Source organism: Acinetobacter sp. UC24323, from assembly GCF_024151445.1.
Lineage (GTDB): Bacteria > Pseudomonadota > Gammaproteobacteria > Pseudomonadales > Moraxellaceae > Acinetobacter > Acinetobacter baumannii.
Genome location: NZ_JAHIBY010000004.1, coordinates 184785 through 206166, shown reverse-complemented (window position 1 = coordinate 206166; position 21382 = coordinate 184785). Strand labels below are relative to the sequence as shown.

Below are 21382 nucleotides of genomic sequence, written 5' to 3'. Positions count from 1 at the left end.
TGATAAATGTACGCCATGGGTTGTATGAATCATACAATCGAATATCGCCATAACGTTAGACCTGTTCAATGAACAAAAAATAGCGTTAAAATGCGGTGTTCTTGTATTTCTACAAACAACTCCTCAATTTTAAATAATTCAAGGAAAGCACAACCCTATGTCACGTCTTGCCACCCGTTTTGAAAAGCTGCAGTCCCAACAACGTAAAGCGCTTGTATCTTATGTCATGGCGGGTGATCCACAGCCACAAGTAACGGTGCCGTTACTTCATAAAATGGTTGCGGCAGGAGTAGACGTCATTGAGCTTGGTTTACCATTTTCAGACCCGATGGCTGATGGTCCGGTAATTGCACTTGCTGCTGAACGCGCACTTGCGGCTGGGACGAACACCTTAGATGCGCTGAACATGGTAAAAGAGTTTCGTGAGCAGGATCAGGAAACACCTGTAGTTTTAATGGGTTATCTTAATCCTGTTGAAGTGATTGGTTACGAGAAGTTTGTTTCTTATGCGAAACAATGTGGTGTAGATGGCTTATTACTTGTGGACTTACCACCGGAAGAGTCAAAAGAATTTGGTGCAATCTTGAAACAACATGATATGGACCAGATTTTCTTACTTGCACCAACTTCAACTGATCAACGTATTCAACACGTAGCGAATCAGGCAAGCGGGTTTATCTACTATGTTTCACTCAAAGGTGTAACAGGTGCAGCGACTTTGGATACTTCTGAAGCGGCTGCACGTATTGAAAAAATCAAAGGTATGACTAACGTTCCAGTTGGCGTTGGTTTCGGAATTAGTGATGCTGCTTCAGCGAAAGCGATGGGTAGTGTTGCAGATGCCGTGATTGTAGGTAGTGCTTTCGTTAAATCTTTTGCAACGTTGGCAGCTGATGAAGCTGTTGAACAGACGGTGAATAAAGTCAAGGAGCTTCGAGCAGCGCTCGATGAGTTAGTATGAATCAAGAAGTGAAATCAGGGAAAGTTCTTAGCCCTTCGACGCCATGGACACAGCGTCCAGTTCCAGGTATTGAAGTTGCAGATGAGCAACAGACTCTCAAAGCAACATTTACTGAGCCAACTATTGAGTGCCCTGAATGTCATGCTTTAGTGACACGTACAGCAATATCTTTTAATGCGTATGTATGTCCACAGTGTGACGAACACTTACGAATGAAAGCTCGCGATCGCTTAAACTGGTTCTTCGACAATGTTGTGGCTGAATTAGGTCAAGAGTTTAGCGCGAAAGACCCATTAAAGTTTGTTGATAGCAAACCGTATCCAGACCGTATGCGTGAAGCGCAAACTAAAACTGGTGAAACGGAAGCTTTAATTGCCATGCAAGGTAACTTAAATGGCGTAGATATGATTGCATGTGCTTTTGAGTTTGACTTTATGGGCGGCTCAATGGGTACTGTAGTAGGTGACCGTTTTGTTAAGGCAGCTGAACTTGCAATTGAAAAACGTCAGCCATTAATCTGCTTTGCAGCTTCTGGTGGTGCACGTATGCAAGAAGGTATGTTGTCACTTATGCAAATGGCGCGTACTTCTGCTGCAATCCAAAAATTAAAAGATGCGGGCTTACCTTATATCGTGGTGTTAACACATCCGGTATATGGCGGTGTAACAGCTTCTTTAGCAATGTTGGGTGATATCCATATTGCAGAACCTAAAGCAATGATTGGCTTTGCCGGTAAACGTGTGATTGAACAAACTGTACGTGAAACACTAGAAGAACCGTTCCAACGTGCAGAATATCTGCTTGATCATGGTGTGGTCGATCAGATTGTTCATCGTCATGCTTTACGTGATACTGTATCTCGTCTTGTATCAAAATTGATGAACTTACCTTGAAACAACAAGCTCCACTTTCAACAGACTCTTTAGATACATGGCTCAATTATTGGAGCCATGTTCACGTTACAGGGATCGATCTTGGTCTGGAACGTGTTATTCCCGTAGCAGAAAAATTAGGCGTGACTAAACCCAACGCCAAAGTTTTTACTGTTGCTGGAACAAACGGGAAAGGTTCAACCACAACAACGCTTGCGTCTATATTAAAAGCACAAGAGTACAAAGTTGGGTTGTATCAATCACCGCATATCTATCGTTTTAACGAGCGAGTCAAATTAGGTGGAGTTGAAGTTGATGACCAAAGCCTGATTGATGCTTTTGTACAAGTTGATCAGGCTCGTCGCGAGTGTGATTTAAGCCTATCTTTTTTTGAAGCAACCACTTTGGCTGCTTTTGTTATTTTTAAACAGCAACAATGCGATGTATGGGTTCTTGAAGTCGGTTTAGGTGGGCGTCTTGATGTTGTCAACGTCATTGACCCTAATATCGCCGTGATTACCAATATTGGTCTTGACCATACAGATTGGTTAGGTGATACCATCGAAAAAATTGCTTTTGAAAAAGCAGGTATTATCCGACCTCATATTCCTGTCATTTTTGCAGGTGAGCAATCTTTGCCTCAAGCGATTCAAGATAAGGCAAATAGCTCACAAGCCACGCTATACGCGATTAATAGAGATTATTTTTATAAACTCGCCGATGATGGAAAACATTGGTATTTTGCAAGTGAAGGAACCACTTTAAGGTTGCCGCTAGGTACACTTGCAATTGAGAATATTGCAGGAGCAGTTGCGGTCGTATTAAATAGCGGACTTGAAATCTCGCAACTAGCGCTAGAGGAGGGCATTACAAATGCCCGCTTGGCTGGACGCTTCGAAGTGCGCCAAGTTAATGGAAAAACCATTATTTTTGATGCCGGACATAATCCTCATGGTGTTGAATTTTTGTTAAAGCAATTGCGAAATTTCTTAGAATACAATAAACAGTACACAGAAGTTGTCGCAGTATTTTCAATGCTGGCAGATAAAGATATAAAATCAGTAGTCGATTTGTTGAAACCTACTGTTTTACATTGGAAAATTGCTGAGTTGAATGTGCCGCGTGCTGCACCGATTCAGCAATTGAATGACGCCCTGCAAGGCCAGACAATACAACAATTTGGCAATATCAAAGAGGCTTTTAAATCAGCGCTTGAGCAAACAAATAACAATCAGCTGATTTTAGCCTGTGGTTCGTTTCATACTTTAGAAGCGATTTGGGAGTATTTGGAAGAATGTCAATGAATAACAAACAACGCTGGATGGGTGGCGTTGTTTTATTAGGTGGTGGTGTTTTATTGGCAGCATTACTTCTAAAAGGAAATGAAGAAATAAAACAGGTAGATGTTCAACCCCAAACTTCAACATCACCGAAATTACAAGCTAAGCCAAAGCAATCAGCACAAGAAGGGCAGATGGTACAGCTACAGCCACTTGCAGTTGATGTTGAAACAGAAAAACGTCTTCTTGAAGAACAGCGCCGTTCTCGTGAAAAAGCTGTAGCAGAACAAGAGGCTCGTGCTGCCGAATTCTTGGCAATGCAACAACAGGCAGAAGCGGATGCGGCTCGTAAAGCTGCTGCTGAATATGCCGCGATTAATGCTCGCCGAGCTGCTGCACAAGAAAGTTCCGATAATATTCCTCCTGAAGTCGCGGGTAGTGAGAATAAGGCAAAAGGGCAGCAAACTGATACAAAAAAGTCAGTAGATCCGGCTAAAGCGGATGCAGATAAAAAAGCTGCTGAAGCGAAACGCTTAGCTGAGGCGGATAAGAAAGCGGCTGAGGCAAAACGTCAGGCAGAAGCAGACAAGAAAGCAGCAGAGGCTAAACGCCAAGCAGAAGCAGATAAAAAAGCAGCTGAAGCGAAACGTCAGGCAGAAGCGGATAAGAAAGCAGCAGAGGTGAAGCGCCAAGCAGAAGCTGACAAAAAGGCTGCTGAAGCGAAACGTCAAGCAGAAGCAGACAAGAAAGCAGCTGAAGCGAAACGTAAGGCAGAGGCCGAGAAAAAAGCTGAAGCAGAGAAAGCACGTGAGTTGCTTGAAAATGGTGATAAAAAATGGATGGTACAGGTTGCATTGGCTGCTAACCAAGCAAATGCAGACGCTGTAGTCTCTAAATTACGTGCAAAAGGCTATAAGGTCACGACGAGCCCAACCAGTAAAGGTATCCGTATTATGGTTGGTCCTGCAAAAGATAGAGATACGGCAGATACTACACGTAAGAAAATTACTTCTGACGCCAGTTTAAATATGAAGTCAGCTTGGGTGATTGACTGGGTGCCTTTAGATCAGCGTAAGTCAGATTAAATTTTATTCTGAAATCTAATTAAGATGGATTCGACAGTTGCTGTTGAATCCATTTTACATTTTCAGGGGTAAATAAACGGTCAATATTCTTCCAAATAATATGATAACCATAACCCCCTTGTTTCATTTCTTTCACTGCATCATCAATTGCCCAGTTTTCAAAAATAATTCGATACATGGCGACGCTGGCCCCTGTACGGTCTGAACCATGATAGCAATGTAGTAAAACACGTTGATTATTTTGCTTGGCAAGTTGGATTTGCTGCATAACTTCTAATAAATCTTGTCGATCAATTGCCCATGTATTAATCGGAATATGAACAAGATTAAAGTTTTCATTTTTAAAGACTAAATCATCTGATGCTTTGGCTCTTAAGTTAATAACAGTCCCAATTTGATGGTGTTTTAATTCAGGAATCATTGCTGCATCGGGCTGTTCACTCCGGAAAACATCATTGCTAATTTGATAAAAATTATGAGTTTGAGAAATTAAGGATCCCCAATCGTGAGGTCTGTGCTCATGGGCAATACTTTCGTGTTGCATACATCCTTGAAGGCTTAAACAGACCGCAAATGCAATGAGCGAAAATTTTTTCATGTTTGGTACCGCCGAAGCTCATGGGGGTCATGTGCACAAATGATCTCAATCGTTGGCTCATGTTGAGCCAGATGCTGTAATTTTTTTAGGTTAATAAGACGCTTTTCATTGTCTTCTGCAAATGTCTTTTCTAGAAGGCTAAGAGATCTTAATTTATTTGCTGGATTTAGCTCTAGGTGTGAGTAGTAAGCATCTCCACAAAATAATAACCATTGATTTTGTTGTTTTATCGCAATACCACAATGTCCGGCAGAATGGCCCAATAATGGCACCATTAAAATTTCATCTTGAAATAGGGGGAAACCTTTTACTTTTTCAAGGTTAAACCATTTTTCACCTTGTTGATACTCAACAAAGTTCCAGTACCGATGTTGTTTATATTGATTAGTTCTATAACGAAGCTTACCTTTAAAATTAGGCAGTTGCGCAGCATTGTATTCAGTGGCTAGCACATGGACAGTGGCGTGGGGAAAATCTGAAATTCCGCCTGCATGGTCAAAGTCGAGGTGAGTCACAAAAATGTGCTGTATATCTTTAGGATGGAAACCCAGTTTCTGAATTTGTTGGATAGCACTGAACTCAAGATTCGGTTCAATTTTCCCCAACCGTTTGACTAAAGAACCAAGGCGCTGTTGCATGTGTAGATAATCTTGTAGGCCAAATCCGGTATCAATCAGTACAAGGCCTCGATCAGTTTCTACCAAAAGACAATGACAAACAATTTCAGCTTTCCAGCCTTTCTGCCCAAATAAAGGTGCACATACAGGGCACATACTGCCGCATTTTAAATGATGAATTTTATGGATCATGATTTTTGTTTTTTGCACAAACTCTTGGGAAGTTATAACTGATCTCAACAGTAAAAACCATGTGTATTCATTAATGTAAAAAAAGCCATCGGGTAAGATAGCTTTTGAGATGGAAATATTTGCTCACTTACATGAGCTGGCTGACTTAGAATTTTTTTAATATTTGCCTACGCACTTTGCTTGTCTTGTAGTCAACTTTTCAGATGCTTGCCTACGCACTGCGTTTGTCTTGCGCTTCGATTAAAGCCTTGTTAAAGGCTTTAATCTTGCTCAGGCTGTGGTGTGAGGCGTAAATAAGGTTTCACCGCAGTATAACCTTTAGGGAAGCGTTGTTTAATTTCCTCTTCATCTTTTAAAGAAGGGACAATGACAACATCTTCCCCTTGTTGCCAGTTTGCTGGTGTAGCCACTTTATGCTTATCGGTTAATTGTAATGAGTCAACAACACGTAGGACTTCATTAAAATTACGACCAGTCGAAGCAGGGTAGGTGATGATTAGACGAACTTTTTTATTTGGGTCAATAATCACTAAAGAACGAACAGTAAGGGTTTCACTGGCATTCGGATGAATAAAACCGTATAGCTCAGATACTTTGCGGTCTTTGTCAGCAATAATTGGAAAATTGACTGTTGTATTTTGAGTTTCATTAATGTCATTAATCCAGCCTTTGTGGGACTCAACATCATCTACAGATAAAGCAATTGCTTTAACATTACGTTTTTCAAATTCATCTTTTAGTTTTGCTGTATAACCCAATTCAGTTGTACATACTGGCGTATAGTCGGCCGGGTGTGAAAATAAAATGCCCCAACTATCACCTAGAAAATCATAAAAATTAATAGTGCCTTCGCTTGATTCTTGTTGAAAATCAGGGGCTGTGTCGCCTAATCGTAATGTCATGATAAATCCTCGATTGCTTAAAATTTGTTATATGTTGAAATGACTATGCCGCAATTTATTTATTATTAAAATTATTGTTTTTATATTTTATTATGAACTTTTTATATAAGTGTAAATATATATGACCAAAACACATGAATTTATGGGCTGAATCAATGTAACTTTAAGATAAATTTGCTAAATTAGATTTCTCGGAAGTTGTGCTCAATAGATGAGCATTAATGTCGAGTTTTTAGGTGTCAGATGCTTTAAAGGGGCTTAGAAAATGGGTAAAACCATTTGTCTAATGATCAGATTTTTTTTATGGGTTTTGTGCAAACCCCTTGTACTTCAAATTTCTGACACCATAATAAACGACTGAGAAAAAATTTATTCATTTGACCAAGCAAGATTTAGAGAGTTTATCCATGTTGGCAAGTCTGATCGGAGGTATCTTCGGTACAAAAAATGAGCGTGAACTCAAACGCATGCGCAAAATTGTTGAGCAAATCAATGCGCTCGAGCCGACGATATCAGCTTTAAGCGATGCAGACTTATCTGCAAAAACTCCAGAATTCAAACAACGTTATAACAATGGCGAAAGTTTAGATAAGTTACTCCCTGAGGCGTTTGCAGTTTGTCGTGAGGCAGCAAAACGTGTAATGGGCATGCGCCACTACGATGTCCAGTTAATTGGTGGTATTACCTTACATGAAGGCAAAATTGCCGAAATGCGTACCGGTGAAGGTAAAACCCTTATGGGTACTTTAGCGTGTTATTTAAATGCATTAAGTGGTGAAGGCGTTCATGTAATTACTGTAAACGATTACTTGGCACAACGTGATGCTGAGTTAAACCGTCCTTTATTTGAATTTTTAGGTCTAAGCATTGGTACAATTTATTCAATGCAAGAACCAGCAGAAAAAGCAGCTGCTTATCTAGCTGATATTACCTATGGTACCAATAACGAATTTGGTTTTGACTACTTGCGTGACAACATGGTGTTTTCTTTAGCAGAGAAGAAACAACGTGGTTTGCACTATGCCATTATCGATGAAGTCGACTCAATCTTGATTGATGAGGCGCGTACACCATTAATTATTTCTGGTCAAAGTGAAGATTCTTCACACCTCTATACTGCAATCAATACGATTCCACCAAAATTACGCCCGCAAAAAGAAGAAAAAGTTGCCGATGGCGGACATTTCTGGATTGATGAAAAGCAGCGTTCAGTTGAAATGACTGAAATTGGTTATGAAACTGTAGAACAAGAACTTATTCAAATGGGTTTGTTAGCGGAAGGCGAAAGCTTATATTCAGCTACAAATCTAAACCTCGTTCACCATGTTTCTGCGGCTATTCGTGCGCACTTCCTATTCCAACGCGACGTTCACTATATTATTCATGACGGTGAAGTCATTATTGTTGATGAGCATACTGGCCGTACTATGCCGGGCCGTCGTTGGTCAGAAGGCTTACACCAAGCAGTTGAAGCGAAAGAAGGTTTGGCTATTCAACCTGAAAACCAGACTTTAGCAACAACTACTTTCCAGAACTATTTCCGTCTTTATAAAAAGCTTTCAGGTATGACAGGTACTGCCGATACTGAAGCTGCGGAAATGAAAGAAATTTATGGTCTGGACGTCGTTATTATTCCGACACACCGACCTATGATTCGTAATGACCAGAACGATTTAATCTATTTAAACCGTAATGGTAAATATAACGCGATTATTCAAGAAATTATGAATATTCGTCAGCAGGGTGTTGCACCGATTCTTATTGGTACGGCAACGATTGAAGCCAGTGAAATTCTATCGTCTAAATTGAAGCAAGCTGGTATTCATCATGAGGTTTTGAACGCAAAACAACATGAGCGTGAAGCAGACATTATTGCTCAGGCAGGTAGCCCGAATGCAGTAACAATCGCAACAAACATGGCCGGTCGTGGTACAGATATTATCCTAGGGGGTAACTGGAAAGCGAAACTTGCCAAACTTGAAAATCCTACCCCTGAAGATGAAGCGCGTCTAAAAGCGCAATGGGAGCAGGACCATGAAGATGTATTGCAAGCAGGTGGCTTACACATTATTGGTTCTGAACGCCATGAATCACGCCGTATTGACAACCAGTTACGTGGTCGTGCGGGCCGTCAGGGTGACCCTGGTGTTTCTCGTTTCTATTTATCTCTTGAAGATGACCTCATGCGTATTTTCGCAGGCGATCGTGTCGTTGCCATGATGCGTGCAATGGGGCTTAAAGAAGATGAAGCGATTGAACACAAAATGGTAAGCCGTTCTATCGAAAACGCGCAGCGTAAAGTTGAAGCACGTAACTTCGATATTCGTAAAAACTTACTTAAATATGATGATGTGAATAATGAACAACGTAAGATCATTTATTCACAACGCGACGAAATCTTAGCTGAAAATACTTTACAAGAATACGTTGAAGAAATGCATCGTGAAGTAATGCAGGCGATGATTGCTAACTTTATTCCACCAGAGTCAATTCATGACCAATGGGATGTGGAAGGTTTAGAAAATGCCTTACGTATTGATTTGGGTATTGAGCTACCAGTTCAAGAATGGCTAGAACAAGATCGACGTCTTGATGAAGAAGGCTTGGTTGAACGCATCAGTGATGAAGTAATTGCGCGTTATCGTCAGCGCCGTGCACAAATGGGTGATGAATCGGCAGCAATGCTTGAGCGTCATTTCGTTTTAAATTCTCTTGATCGCCATTGGAAAGATCATTTGGCTGCAATGGATTATTTACGTCAAGGTATCCACTTACGTGGCTATGCGCAAAAAAATCCTGAGCAGGAATATAAAAAAGAAGCATTTAACTTGTTCGTGAACATGCTGGGTGTAATTAAAACTGATGTTGTAACTGATCTGTCTCGCGTACATATCCCAACACCAGAAGAGCTTGCAGAAATGGAAGCTCAACAGCAGCAACAAGCAGAAGCAATGAAGCTTTCTTTTGAACATGATGATGTGGATGGATTAACAGGTGAAGTGACCGCTTCTCAAGAAGTACTTAATGAGTCGGCTATTGAACAACAAACGTTCCCTGTACCTGAAAGTCGTAATGCTCCATGTCCATGTGGTTCTGGTTTGAAATATAAACAGTGTCACGGCAAAATTTAATTTGTGTTATAAAAAAAGCAGAACGTTTGTTCTGCTTTTTTTTCGTTTGTAGTAAGCCTGTGAATAATGTTTGCAGTTTTAAGCATTAAATGCTATTTACTTCTCATCCAGAGTGTATGTTGGAAAGACAATGAAAAAAGTATTACAACCTTTATTTTTAACTGTTCTTGCTGTGCCAAGTTTTGTTTTCGCAGCAGAAACAGCTTCAGCCCCTCAAACCACAACGGTTGATAAAGTACTTGCGGCAAAAGGCCCAACTTCGGCTCAGGCTGTAGTGAAACAAGAAAATACGACGGTGATTAGCCCTCGTACAGGTATTCGTTACACATTGGGTAATACGGGTAATCGCCCAATCATTTTACAAACTGCTGCGATCGCTCCAGCAAACTCTGCAAATATTAACCGTATTGTTGCAAGTAACCCAGCTCTATCTCCAAAGAGCCAAGAAAAAGCAAAAGTTGCATTAATTGGTGAAGCTGCTGTTGCTGGTGCGGCAGCAGTTGCAGCGAATAATGTAACTACCCCAGCTATACCAAACAGTGTTACACCTGCAAATCCTGCCTCATTGAACTAAGTTCTATATAAAAAAGCCGGTCAATTTTGAACCGGCTTTTTTATATCAGGGTGTTTGAAAATATTTAAATCTGATTATTTACATCTACATTTTTTGTTTCGCGTATTAATAAAAACGCGATTAATGATAAAAGTGATGCTGCTGTAAGATAATAACCAACTGCATATAAACCATATGTTTCAGCAAGTTTAGTTGCAATAAGCGGTGCAAAAGAAGCACCAAAAATACCAGCCAAGTTAAACGTTAAAGCTGAACCCGTATAACGTACTGAGGTTGGGAAAATTTCTGAAAGGACAGTACCAATTGGACCATAGGTCAAGCCCATAATTGATAAGCCAGTACACAAGAACAAAAATACAATGAGTGTGTTTCCAGACTCTAACATACTAGAGAAAAACAGTCCGAAAATTGCAGCAGCAATACATACACCAATAGAAGTAGCTTTACGGCCAAATTTTTCTGCAAAAATGGCAGAAAGAGGGATAAAGGCTGCAAAGCAAAGGGTTGCAAACAGTTGAAGTTCTAAGAACTCACCACGCGCATAGCCTAGTTTGGTTGTTCCCCAGTTAAGTGCGAATACTGTAGTTAAATAAAACACAACGAAGGTACAGATTGCTGCAATTGTACCGAGAATAAGTTTGCCCGTGTGTTTTGTCACCACTTCTTTAAATGGAATATTAACTTCTTTTTGCTTATCTAAAACCTTCTGGAAAGCAGGGGTCTCATGAAGTTTTAAACGAATGTATAAGCCAACAATAACCAAGACAGCACTTGCAATAAAAGGAATACGCCAGCCCCATTGCATGAATGCTTGCTCAGGAATAGCAGCACTTAGAAGTAAAAAAGAACCAGTTGCTAAAATAAAACCGATAGGTGCGCCAAGTTGAGGGAACATGCCATACCATGCACGTTTGCCTTCAGGCGCATTTTCTGTAGCAAGTAAAACAGCACCACTCCATTCACCACCTAAGCCTAAGCCTTGTCCTAAACGACATAAGGCGAGCAATAAAGGCGCGACAATTCCAATCTGAGCATAGGTTGGTAATAAGCCAATACATACGGTTGAGATACCCATAGTGAGCAATGCTGCCACCAATGTTGCTTTACGACCTATACGATCTCCTAAATGCCCAAATAGTGCTGCACCGATAGGACGGGCAATAAAGGCGATTGCAAAAGTTGCAAGTGATTGTAAGACTGCGGCACTACCACTACTGGCAGGGAAAAATAGGTGTGGAAAAATGATAACGGCAGCAGTTGCATAGATATAAAAGTCGAAGAACTCAATGGTTGTACCGACTAAACTTGCAAACAAAACCCGTGTTTTCGAATTGGTGGCTACTACAGGAGCAGCAGTCGCAGAGGTTGACTCCATATAAGTCCTTATATCAGTTAAAATTTATTTTTAATTTACTATTCTCTTTAAAGGCATATTTTTCTTAAAAGAATAGCGTGAAAGAACATCATCCATGACTCTTTCAGGATCACTGAATATGAGTGAAAAATGGACTAAACAACGTACCAATAGATAGCAAGAAAGTGTGCACCTGCACCTAAAAGCACAAAAATATGCCATATCGCATGGGTATATCTTACCTTTTTTAACGCGTAAAACAATGCTCCAACGGTGTAAGCTAAACCTCCAGTAATCAATAACATCAAAGTATCTTTGCTTAAATAGGTTCGCATATCATCCATTACAAAAACGGCAAGCCAACCCATAAGGACATAAGCAAGTAGCGAAATTTTCTGAAAACGGTGAATAAAAACTAACTTGAAAAGTGTACCAATTGCAGCAATGCTCCAGAGCGCAATAAGTAAAATATGAGCTTTTTGTGTAGGTATAGCAATGCTTAAGAACGGGGTATATGTTCCAGCAATTAAATAATAAATAGCCGTGTGATCGAGTTTTTTATACCAGTAACGTAAATTTTGTGTTTGTGCAAAATGATAGAGAGTCGAACTAGTAAACACGAGAATTAAGCTAAAAGCATATACCCATAAACCTATCCACTGGGCAGTGGAAAGATAAGATCCTTTTATAATTAAAAAGACAGAGGCAATTACTGCCATAACCACACCAGCGCCATGGCTGTAGGCATTAAAAAGTTCTTCTTTTGGGTCGTAGGTTTCTAACACCGATTTACTCATAAGTTTATTTTTTGATTAAAAATACAAATGTATAGAAATACAAAACAGTCGTAAAGTTATTTTATTTTTAATCCTATACCCTTTAAACTTTCACTTTATATGAGTCACCATTTTTTAGGTATATCAGTGTCGGTTTTCTCCTTTGAGCAAGAACAGCAATTCTTTCATGAAATCAAACAAATGCTTGATCAGCAGACTTTTGAGCGTTTGATTTTGAGCCAATATAAAGGAGAGTTGACACAGCTGGAAAAAATTACTTTCCGTGTTGTGGAGCTACATGGAAAAAAACAACTTTCCGCGCTATATCATCATACCACCCAAGATGTGACTAAAAATTATTCATTCGAAGATGGCTTAGAACAGATTGCAGTGCTGATTACGCAATGTAAACAAGCGAATTTATTTTCCACTCATCAAGAAATCCAGCTTAAAAAAAATAAGAAAAAAGCCATGCTTAATATGGGTAAAAAACACAGCGTGACTACCGCTCCAACTGTACAAGCACATGATCGTGAGAAACAGCGTTATGTACAGCAGGGTAGTGCATTTTTAAAAGAGCTTGGCATTACCGATGAGAAAGCTCAAATCATTCCAAGCATGGCTCGTAAATGGAAGCAGATTAATAAATTTATCGAAATTTTTGCGAGTGCATACGAACAAATTGATGCTGAGCAAAAAGAGTTAAATATTGTCGATTTTGGTTCAGGAAAAGGTTATTTAACTTTTGCTTTGTATGATTATTTACAAGAACAACAAAAGGTTCCGCTCATTACTGGTGTAGAGCTGCGCCGTAACTTAGTGGAGTTTTGCCAGAACGTTGCAGAAAAAGTACATTTTAATCATTTAGACTTTTTTGAAGGTGACGTTCGTAGTTATCAGCCGGAAAAGCTGGACGTTATGATTGCTTTACATGCTTGTGATATTGCGACTGACTTTGCTATCCATACTGGAATTCGCTTAAATGCTTCGATGATTATGTGCGCGCCATGCTGTCATAAAGAGTTGCGTCCACAACTACATAGTCCTGAAGTTTTACAACCCATGCTACAGTTTGGTATTCATGCGGGACAACAAGCCGAGATGTTGACCGATACCTTACGTGCGTTACTTTTAAAAGCATATGGTTATGAAACTAAAGTTTTTGAGTTTGTATCGCTTGAACACACCAGTAAAAATAAAATGATTTTGGCGACTAAACGCAAAAACGTGACACAACCTGATACCAAGATTATGGCTCAAATTCAAGCATTGAAAGAAATGTATGGAATTAAAAAACAGACATTGGAATTGTTATTACAAGACCAGTTGCCGATCGAAAATATTGGCTGCAAATGCTAGGAAGGTGAGTGGATGTATAAAGTTATAGCGGGTAGTTGGACGCAGTTTGAGGAAGATGCGAAATACATCCGTGAACAAGTCTTTATTCAAGAGCAAGGCATTGAACCCGAAGATGAATGGGATGATTTTGACAGCACTGCTGTGCACTTTATGGTGTATGACAAAGAGCAGCCTATCGCTACAGCACGTTTGTTGCCACAGCATAGCGTAGGGCGTGTTGCTGTTTTAATGCTTTATCGAAAGCAGGGTATAGGTAAAATTCTAATGCAGCATATTATTGAATATGCGAGCCAACATAAATTGCCTTATTTAAAGCTTTCCGCGCAAACCTATGTGACGGCTTTTTACGAAGCTTTAGGTTTCAAAGTGCAGGGTGAAGTTTACCAAGACTGTGGTATTCCACATATTGATATGACTTTAGCGTTAAGTTGAGATTCCTTTTTAGAAATCTCAACTTTGAACTACTTCATCGCATTCCAGTTTTCGATGGCCTGTAAGCCTGTTTCCAAACCAACTTCATAACTGTAACGAAGCTTTTTCGGATTTGTCGTTAAACGCCCTGCCATATTTTTAAGAGGCGGTGGACATACCTCTAAAATTTGCTGTTCTGGGTTACTGCTACGAACAAATTCAACTGAAGCATTATAACGGGCACAGCGGTTACGCAAACTATTTGCAAAACCGTAATGGTGTTTAAAAGCATATTTCGCAAGGAATTGGTCGCCTCGGCTACTGGCTTTAAAATAGTTCTTCGGACGAGTACGTAAAACTAATAGCTTTTTGACACCACTTTGCTGAGCCGCCCAGCGAACGGGTAGAGCATCTGCAACGCCGCCATCAAAGTAGGGTTCACCCATAATATCGACGGGATGACGAGTTAAAACCGGAATTGAGCTAGAAGCACGCAGTGCATTTAGCAAATTATCTTTACCAGCACGAAGATACTCAGCATGACCAGTTTTAGCATGCGTCAATACCATATAAAAATCTGGATTTTTGGCAAAAAGGCTCTGTTGATCGAGAGGATGTTCTTGCTCGCCAATTTCCCACATCCATTTTAAATCGAGTAAATCACCGCCTTTAAAGAAGCGTTTGTAATCGATAAATTCAGGACGTAGTGAATGATCAATATAGAAGGTTAAGGTGCGACCCTGTTGGCCTGCCAGGTAGTTAGCTACATTGGTCGAACCAGAAGATACGCCCACGTATAGATCAAAAGGGTTGAACTGCTGTTGTAGAAAAGCATCAAGTACACCACTGGTAAAGGCACCACGCATGCCTCCACCTTCTACAACCAGTGCATTGCGAGAAAAATCTGTCATTTGAAAAATATCTGATTACTGATGTGAATGCTGATGTTCTTGCATGTCCATTTCAGGCATATTGTCATGCTGAGTTTGCTGATCTGTTGATTTCTCAGCTTTTTGCTGCATTTCATGCTGTTGAGCTTTGCGTTGTGCTCCTGGCATATAGTCAGGCTCATTACTCATTGCTAAATAGAAAAAGCCAAGGAAGATCGCACTTAAAACACCGACGATTAGAACAAATTTCCAGCCTAAAATTGCTGATTCGGAAGAATTTTTATCGGACATAAGGATATCTCGAATGTGCTGTAGAAGCACAGAAATGAAGTCTATTTATAGCATATTTAGGTATAAGGCTGAAATCTTAAAGGTCATAAAGAAAAACCCATATAAATAAAATATATTTATATGGGTAAGGTTTATGCAATTTTTAAATATTCAAGAGCGCTAACTTATTGAATATTTTGCTTCTGCTCAGCTTTAGTTTTTAGTAACGTTGGGGGCGTGAAGCGCTCACCATATTTGGCAGCCAACTCTTCGGCACGTTTTTGTGCTTTATCAATCCCATATTGATTTAAGAATTGAATCGCTCCTCCCGTCCACGGGGCATAACCAATTCCAAAAATAGAACCGACATTGGCATCAATCACTGACTCTAATACCCCTTCTTCGTAACAACGTAGGGTATCTAAGGCTTGTACAAACAAAATACGGTCAATCATATCTTGCTCGGAGATATCATGATCTTTTTGCCAACGGTTTAAGCCTTCCCATAGGTGCTTTTTACCATTTTCAGGATAATCATAAAAACCTGCGCCAGCAGCTTTACCTTTACGGTTTAATTCATGAATCATGGTATGAATCACTTCATCTACCGGTGTTTTCGGTAGCTCTTTGCCTTCGGCTTGTAGTGCCTTACGCGTTTCACTTGCAACATGCTCCGTTAAAGTTAAAGACACTTCATCTTGAATCGCAAGTGGTCCTACCGGCATGCCAGCTTTCAGTGCTGCCATTTCAATACGCGCTGGATGGACGCCTTCTGCAAGTAAGCGCATACCTTCTTGAATAAAAGTACCAAACACACGACTGGTAAAGAAGCCACGGCTATCATTGACAACGATTGGCGTTTTTCCAATTTGCTGTACAAAGTCGTAGGCTTTAGCAAGTGTCTCTGCGGAGGTATTTTTACCTTTAATAATCTCAACCAACTGCATTTTGTCGACAGGGCTAAAGAAATGCAGGCCAATAAATGCTTTATCATCCTTACTTGCTTGCGCTAAACCTGTAATCGGTAGGGTGGATGTATTTGATGCCATTACACCATTAGGCGCTAAGTATTGTTCGGCTTCTTGAGTGACTTTCGCTTTGAGCTCTTGGTTTTCAAATACGGCTTCAATAATCAGGTCACAACCTTGTAAGTCTTCAGCAGAAGCTGTGGCCGTAATGAGCGATAAAATCTGATCACGTTTTTCTGCCGTCATGCGACCTTGTGAAACACGTTTATCTAAGAGCTTTTGTGAATATGCTTTGCCTTTTTCAGCATTTTCAACAGATACATCTTTAAGGATAACAGGAATGCCTTTAATTGCAGTGGCGTAGGCAATACCGGCACCCATCATGCCCGCACCCAACACGCCCACTTTAGTGGCTTGCCATTTTGCAATATCGGCAGGACGGCTTGCACCAGACTTAATTGCATTTAGACCATGCCAGAAAGTGCCAATCATATTTTTAGAAATTTGGCCTGTTGCTAGTTGAGTAAAGTAGCGAGACTCGATGCGCAAGGCGGTATCGACATCAACTTGAGCACCTTCAACTGCGGCAGCCATAATCGCTTCAGGAGCAGGATAGCAGCCCTTGGTTTTGTCTTTTAGCATGGCTGGTGCAATAGCGAGAACTTGTGCAACTGCCGGAGTTTTTGGATCGCCACCCGGAATTTTATAACCCTTCACATCAAAAGGCTGTTGAGATTTTGGATTGGCTTTGATCCAAGCAATCGCTTTATCTAAAAGTTCTTGTTCATTTTCAGCTGTGTCATGAATTAAGCCTAAAGATTTTGCTTTATCGACACCGAACTGTTTGCCTTCCATTAAAAATGGGAACGCATTTTGAAGACCAAGCAGACGAACCATACGTACAATACCACCGCCGCCCGGTAGTAAACCTAAGGTAACTTCTGGTAGGCCAAATTTACTTTTCGGGTCATTGATTGCAATACGGTGATGGCAACTTAATGCGATTTCCCATCCTCCGCCCAGTGCCGTGCCATTTAATGCTGCAACAACTGGAACTCCTAGTGTTTCAATCGTTCTTAGATGACCTTTTAACTTCTCAACCATATTGAAAAAGTCAGTTGCATGCTCAGGTTGAACTTGAATCAGTTCATCTAAATCACCACCAGCAAAGAAAGTTTTTTTTGCTGAGCGAAAAATAACACCTGAAAGTTCTGATTCTGCTTTAAGTTTCTGGGTGACCTCATCAAGCGAGTCACGAAATTCTGCATTCATGGTATTTGCAGACTGACCAGTTGAATCAAGTGTCAAGATGACAATATTGTCGGCATTTTTTTCGTATTGAATTGCACTCATCTTTATATATCCCTAAATTTTTATACACGTTCAATAATGGTGGCAATACCCATACCACCGCCGACACAGAGCGTTGCTAAACCGCGTTTTTTATTTTGACGTTCAAGCTCATCAAGTAATGTACCCAAAATCATGGCACCAGTTGCCCCTAAGGGATGACCTAAAGCAATCGCACCGCCATTTACGTTGACTTTTTCAGCAGGCACATTGAGCTCATTAATAAAACGCATCACGACAGCTGCAAATGCTTCGTTGACTTCAAATAGGTCAATATCATCAATTGTTAAACCAGCTTTTTCCAAAGCTTTGCGTGCGGCAGGGGCAGGGCCAGTCAGCATAATGGTTGGATCAGTACCGACTAATGCAGTCGCCAAAACTTTAGCGCGTGGTTTTAAGTTTTGTTCTTTCACTGCTTTTTCTGAAGCCAGTAAAACAAGAGCTGCTCCATCGACAATACCTGATGAGTTACCGGCATGATGAACATGATTTACTTTTTGTGCTTCTGGATATTTTTGCAGGGCAACAGCATCAAAGCCCATTTGCCCCATCATTTCAAAACTTGGGTTGAGCTTTGCTAACCCTTCAAGTGTGGTATTGCCTTTAATAAATTCATCTTTTTCTAAAATCACAACACCTGCGTGATCTTTGACTGGCACAACTGATTGATCGAAATAACCATTTGCTTGAGCTGCCGCTGCTTTTTGTTGTGACTTTACGGCAAAATTATCAACATCTTCTCGGCTATAGCCATCTAAGGTTGCAATGAGGTCAGCGCCGACACCTTGTGGAACAAAAGATGATTTAAGGTTGGTTTCCGGATCTAACGCCCACGGTCCGCCATCAGAACCCATTGGGATACGTGACATTGATTCAACGCCACCAGCAACTACTAAATCTTCCCAACCAGAACGAACTTTCATGGCTGCCATGTTGACCGCTTCTAAACCTGAAGCACAAAAGCGGTTAATTTGCACACCTGCAACATCATCATTCCAGCCCGCTGCAATCGCTGCTGTTTTGGCAATATCACCGCCCTGATCACCAATTGGTGTGACGCAGCCCAGAACAATATCATCTACTTTAGATGTATCGAGTTGATGGCGTTGCTGTAATTCGTTTAATAGAGTGGTGAGTAATGTGATTGGTTTTACTTCGTAAAGAGAGCCGTCTTTTTTTCCTTTTCCGCGTGGTGTGCGAATGGCGTCAATAATATAAGCCTCGCTCATAACAGTTCCTTTTTTTATTACTTAAACTTTGTCGTGTTTTGAGTGTACTGTTTTTAAGAGGGAGTGCAATGACGATAAGCGCACCAGTCAGGTGATGATTTTTGCCAATGGCGATACAAAAAAGCCCAAGTTGAACTTGGGCTAAATGTGAAACTAAAGAGATTTAAGAATTAATGGTAACCATGGAGCTGGCGATATAGACCGGGAGTAACACCAGTCCACTTTTTAAATGCACGGTGGAATGTACTGGTTTCACTAAAACCAACTTGCTGAGCAACATCTTCAAGTGTTAACTCAGGATTGAGTAATAAATGAATCGCAGCATCTCGGCGTAAAGCGTCTTTCACGCCCTGATAGCTTTTACCTTCGGCAGCTAGGCGGCGGCGTAAAGTTTGCGGAGATAAATACAACATTGATGCAACGTCATTGAGCGTTGGCATTTCTTCACCAATTTGGCTTTTGAGTACTTCACGAATACGTGAAGTCAACGAATTGGTGTTTTTGAATTTTACTAAAAGCTGAGCAGGGGCTGCTTTTAAGAATTCTTCTAATGTTTTTTCATCTTGGCGAATTGGCAAATCAAGATAATCAGCCGCAAAGGTTATTTCGGTACGCGGTGCGTCAAATTGCATAACTGGCGCAAAGAATAACGCGTCATATTCATCTGCATGTGCAGGACGTGGATAGCTAAAATGAACACGTTCTAATGGTAAGCGACGTTCAATCAGCCATGATGCCAATCCATGCCAGATCATGAGCATACTTTCAGTAATGAAATGATCCGGATCTAATGTTTTTGGAATGAGAGGTACTAAACGTGCTTCGTGTTTGTCACGCTCCAGCGTTACTGACCATTCATCACCAAATAATTTGTAAAATTGAGATGAAAGTTCAAGGGCTTGGCCCAAGGTTTTTGCATGAATAATCAACTGACACATAATGGCAAAAGTGCCCAAACGACGCGGTTGTACATCGAAACCAACGTGTTCGTCTTGTGTGACCATCCATAACATTTTTATAAAACGGGTATATTGTTCTGGTGAGATTCGAGCTTTAGGTTGACGTAATAGTTCCGCTTCGATACCCACATGTGAAAGTAACGTCTCGACATCCATGCCAAGGCGCTTTACGCCTGTCAAAGCCGCATTCACGAAGTGGATGCTAATCGTATCGCGACTCATATTGAATCCTTCAGTCTCTTTGATGTTCACTTTAAATTGACCTAAATGACCGTCTAAAAAAATAAATTGGCGATTTACAACAGTGTAAAAGCACTTTTTACATGTTAAATTGCCGAAATGATCAAGGTAAATGGCTGAACATGACATTGTTTTAGAATATTTGCTTAACTAATATAAAAGAAAATTCGAATAATAGTGGTTAAAAAAACGATGACGACTGCATTAAATGGACTTAAAGTTCTCGATTTCTCGACGCTCTTACCTGGACCTTTCGCCACAATGTATTTAGCCGATATGGGGGCAGAAGTCATCCATATTGAATCTCCATCACGTCCAGACCTCATTCGGATTATGCCGCCCTATGCAAATGGGCAGGCGACTGCACATAGTTATCTAAATCGAAATAAGCAGTCGATTGTTCTCGACTTAAAAGATGCTGCAAGTATTGATCTGATTAAAGCCAAGATTTCTGAGTTTGATGTTGTGATTGAGCAGTTTCGGCCAGATGTCATGCGCCGTTTAGGGCTGGACTATGCCACCCTTGCAGAAATTAACCCGCGTTTAATTTATTGTTCAATTACAGGTTATGGCCAAACTGGAAGTTATAAAGACCGGGCTGGGCACGACATTAATTATTTAGCTTTAGCTGGTATTGCTGGGTATAGCGGCCGACAAGATAGCGGTCCGCCACCGCTTGGTATTCAGGTTGCCGATATTGCTGGTGGTTCATTACATGCAGTCATTGCGATCTTGGCTGCTGTAGTTGAACGCAGCCGTAGCGGTATAGGTCAATATATTGATATTTCCATGACGGACTGTGTTGCGAGTCTAAATAGCATGGCAGCTTCTGCCACACTTGCTGCACAAGTTGAACAGGCTCCCGAGCAGGGGATGCTCAATGGGGGGATTTTCTATGACTATTATGTGACGCAAGATGGCCGTTATCTTTCTATCGGTAGCCTTGAACCACAATTTATGGCAGGTTTGTCTGCGGCATTAGACTTACCTGTGTTATTACAAAAAGGTGCGTCATTAGATGAGCAAGATCGACAGGAAGTTAAGCAAGCCATTCAAGAAAAAATTAAAGCCAAAACATTTAAAGAATGGCATGAAATTTTTGCAAATCTCGATGTTTGTGTAGAACCCGTATTGAGTTTAAGTGAGGCTTTAAATTCACCGTTAGCACAACAACGTGGATGGATTGTGAATGTTCCTTTGCAAAATAATACGCCAGATACAGAACCACAAATTGCATGCCCAATTAAGTTTTCACGTTCGCAAATGCGATATTCCTTTGTAGGTCAAAAACTTGGCGAAGGGCAGTGGTGAGGTTAAGGGGCTATTTCTTATACAGTATGTATTGAAATTATTATCTGAATAAT

Annotated in this window: 19 protein-coding genes; 9 read left to right on the top strand and 10 right to left on the bottom strand. The window is 40.6% G+C overall.

What is annotated here, in order from left to right; translation table 11 throughout:
• The first annotated feature begins 157 nt into the window (after positions 1-157).
• Genes trpA through KNQ97_RS07765 form a run of 4 tightly spaced genes read left to right on the top strand, consistent with a single transcriptional unit; the run spans position 158 to position 4198 of the window.
• Positions 158-961, top strand: a complete 804-nt coding sequence (gene trpA, locus KNQ97_RS07780; RefSeq protein WP_000088559.1) for a tryptophan synthase subunit alpha — start codon at positions 158-160, stop codon at positions 959-961.
• On the top strand, positions 958-1854 hold the full coding sequence (gene accD / locus KNQ97_RS07775) for an acetyl-CoA carboxylase, carboxyltransferase subunit beta (RefSeq protein ID WP_001071168.1): 897 nt from the start codon (positions 958-960) through the stop codon (positions 1852-1854). The genes trpA and accD overlap by 4 nt, the downstream gene beginning before the upstream one ends.
• Positions 1851-3137 carry a bifunctional tetrahydrofolate synthase/dihydrofolate synthase gene (gene folC, locus KNQ97_RS07770; protein WP_253612035.1) on the top strand — a complete coding sequence of 429 codons (1287 nt, stop codon included), beginning with the start codon at positions 1851-1853 and terminating at the stop codon, positions 3135-3137. The genes accD and folC overlap by 4 nt, the downstream gene beginning before the upstream one ends.
• A complete protein-coding gene (locus KNQ97_RS07765; protein ID WP_002046710.1) occupies positions 3128-4198 on the top strand; it encodes an SPOR domain-containing protein in 1071 nt (356 codons plus the stop codon). Before folC ends, KNQ97_RS07765 begins: the two co-directional genes overlap by 10 nt.
• A 19-nt stretch (positions 4199-4217) precedes the next feature.
• On the opposite strand, the gene KNQ97_RS07760 is transcribed toward KNQ97_RS07765, so the two are convergent.
• The 3 genes from KNQ97_RS07760 to KNQ97_RS07750 all read right to left on the bottom strand — a co-directional run bounded on the left by KNQ97_RS07760 (position 4218) and on the right by KNQ97_RS07750 (position 6507).
• On the bottom strand, positions 4218-4796 hold the full coding sequence (locus tag KNQ97_RS07760; protein ID WP_253612034.1) for a dual specificity protein phosphatase family protein: 579 nt from the start codon (positions 4794-4796) through the stop codon (positions 4218-4220).
• A complete protein-coding gene (locus KNQ97_RS07755; RefSeq protein WP_086262263.1) occupies positions 4793-5605 on the bottom strand; it encodes an MBL fold metallo-hydrolase in 813 nt (270 codons plus the stop codon). Before KNQ97_RS07755 ends, KNQ97_RS07760 begins: the two co-directional genes overlap by 4 nt.
• 260 nt (positions 5606-5865) lie before the next feature.
• Positions 5866-6507 (bottom strand): peroxiredoxin, encoded by a 642-nt coding sequence (locus tag KNQ97_RS07750; protein WP_000175334.1) that lies wholly within the window; start codon positions 6505-6507, stop codon positions 5866-5868.
• 407 nt (positions 6508-6914) lie between these two features.
• Here KNQ97_RS07750 and secA point away from each other — a divergent pair, with 407 nt between their 5' ends.
• Together secA and KNQ97_RS07740 are read left to right on the top strand one after the other, a co-directional pair.
• Positions 6915-9638 (top strand): preprotein translocase subunit SecA, encoded by a 2724-nt coding sequence (gene secA, locus KNQ97_RS07745; RefSeq protein WP_253612033.1) that lies wholly within the window; start codon positions 6915-6917, stop codon positions 9636-9638.
• 130 nt (positions 9639-9768) lie between these two features.
• The gene (locus tag KNQ97_RS07740) at positions 9769-10212 is read left to right on the top strand and encodes a hypothetical protein (RefSeq protein WP_031977472.1); all 444 of its coding nucleotides are present in this window, start codon (positions 9769-9771) and stop codon (positions 10210-10212) included.
• 64 nt (positions 10213-10276) lie between these two features.
• On the opposite strand, the gene KNQ97_RS07735 is transcribed toward KNQ97_RS07740, so the two are convergent.
• Both KNQ97_RS07735 and KNQ97_RS07730 read right to left on the bottom strand, forming a co-directional pair.
• Positions 10277-11587 carry an MFS transporter gene (locus KNQ97_RS07735; protein WP_000446412.1) on the bottom strand — a complete coding sequence of 437 codons (1311 nt, stop codon included), beginning with the start codon at positions 11585-11587 and terminating at the stop codon, positions 10277-10279.
• Between the two features lie 134 nt (positions 11588-11721).
• The gene (locus KNQ97_RS07730; protein WP_001984806.1) at positions 11722-12363 is read right to left on the bottom strand and encodes a hemolysin III family protein; all 642 of its coding nucleotides are present in this window, start codon (positions 12361-12363) and stop codon (positions 11722-11724) included.
• A 126-nt stretch (positions 12364-12489) separates the two neighbouring features.
• Between KNQ97_RS07730 and KNQ97_RS07725 the strand changes: the two genes are divergently transcribed.
• Together KNQ97_RS07725 and KNQ97_RS07720 are read left to right on the top strand one after the other, a co-directional pair.
• Complete coding sequence (locus KNQ97_RS07725; protein WP_199939425.1) at positions 12490-13701, top strand: SAM-dependent methyltransferase; 1212 nt, start codon at positions 12490-12492, stop codon at positions 13699-13701.
• Positions 13702-13713: 12 nt separating this feature from the next.
• Positions 13714-14133 (top strand): GNAT family N-acetyltransferase, encoded by a 420-nt coding sequence (locus KNQ97_RS07720; RefSeq protein ID WP_069370455.1) that lies wholly within the window; start codon positions 13714-13716, stop codon positions 14131-14133.
• Between the two features lie 29 nt (positions 14134-14162).
• Here the strand turns inward: KNQ97_RS07720 and KNQ97_RS07715 are convergent, their stop codons facing one another.
• The 5 genes from KNQ97_RS07715 to KNQ97_RS07695 all read right to left on the bottom strand — a co-directional run bounded on the left by KNQ97_RS07715 (position 14163) and on the right by KNQ97_RS07695 (position 20000).
• A complete protein-coding gene (locus tag KNQ97_RS07715) occupies positions 14163-15023 on the bottom strand; it encodes a patatin family protein (RefSeq protein WP_000129258.1) in 861 nt (286 codons plus the stop codon).
• A gap of 15 nt (positions 15024-15038) precedes the next feature.
• Positions 15039-15293 (bottom strand): hypothetical protein, encoded by a 255-nt coding sequence (locus KNQ97_RS07710; RefSeq protein ID WP_001280986.1) that lies wholly within the window; start codon positions 15291-15293, stop codon positions 15039-15041.
• 164 nt (positions 15294-15457) lie between these two features.
• The gene (locus KNQ97_RS07705) at positions 15458-17593 is read right to left on the bottom strand and encodes a 3-hydroxyacyl-CoA dehydrogenase NAD-binding domain-containing protein (RefSeq protein ID WP_032061495.1); all 2136 of its coding nucleotides are present in this window, start codon (positions 17591-17593) and stop codon (positions 15458-15460) included.
• 20 nt (positions 17594-17613) lie between these two features.
• Entirely contained in the window at positions 17614-18819 is a 1206-nt protein-coding gene (locus KNQ97_RS07700) for an acetyl-CoA C-acetyltransferase (RefSeq protein WP_001287646.1), read from the bottom strand.
• Between the two features lie 170 nt (positions 18820-18989).
• Entirely contained in the window at positions 18990-20000 is a 1011-nt protein-coding gene (locus KNQ97_RS07695) for an AraC family transcriptional regulator (RefSeq protein WP_000085721.1), read from the bottom strand.
• A 210-nt stretch (positions 20001-20210) separates the two neighbouring features.
• Here KNQ97_RS07695 and KNQ97_RS07690 point away from each other — a divergent pair, with 210 nt between their 5' ends.
• Positions 20211-21329: a CaiB/BaiF CoA-transferase family protein gene (locus tag KNQ97_RS07690; protein ID WP_253612032.1), complete on the top strand. Its 1119-nt coding sequence runs from the start codon at positions 20211-20213 to the stop codon at positions 21327-21329.
• Positions 21330-21382 lie beyond the last annotated feature (53 nt).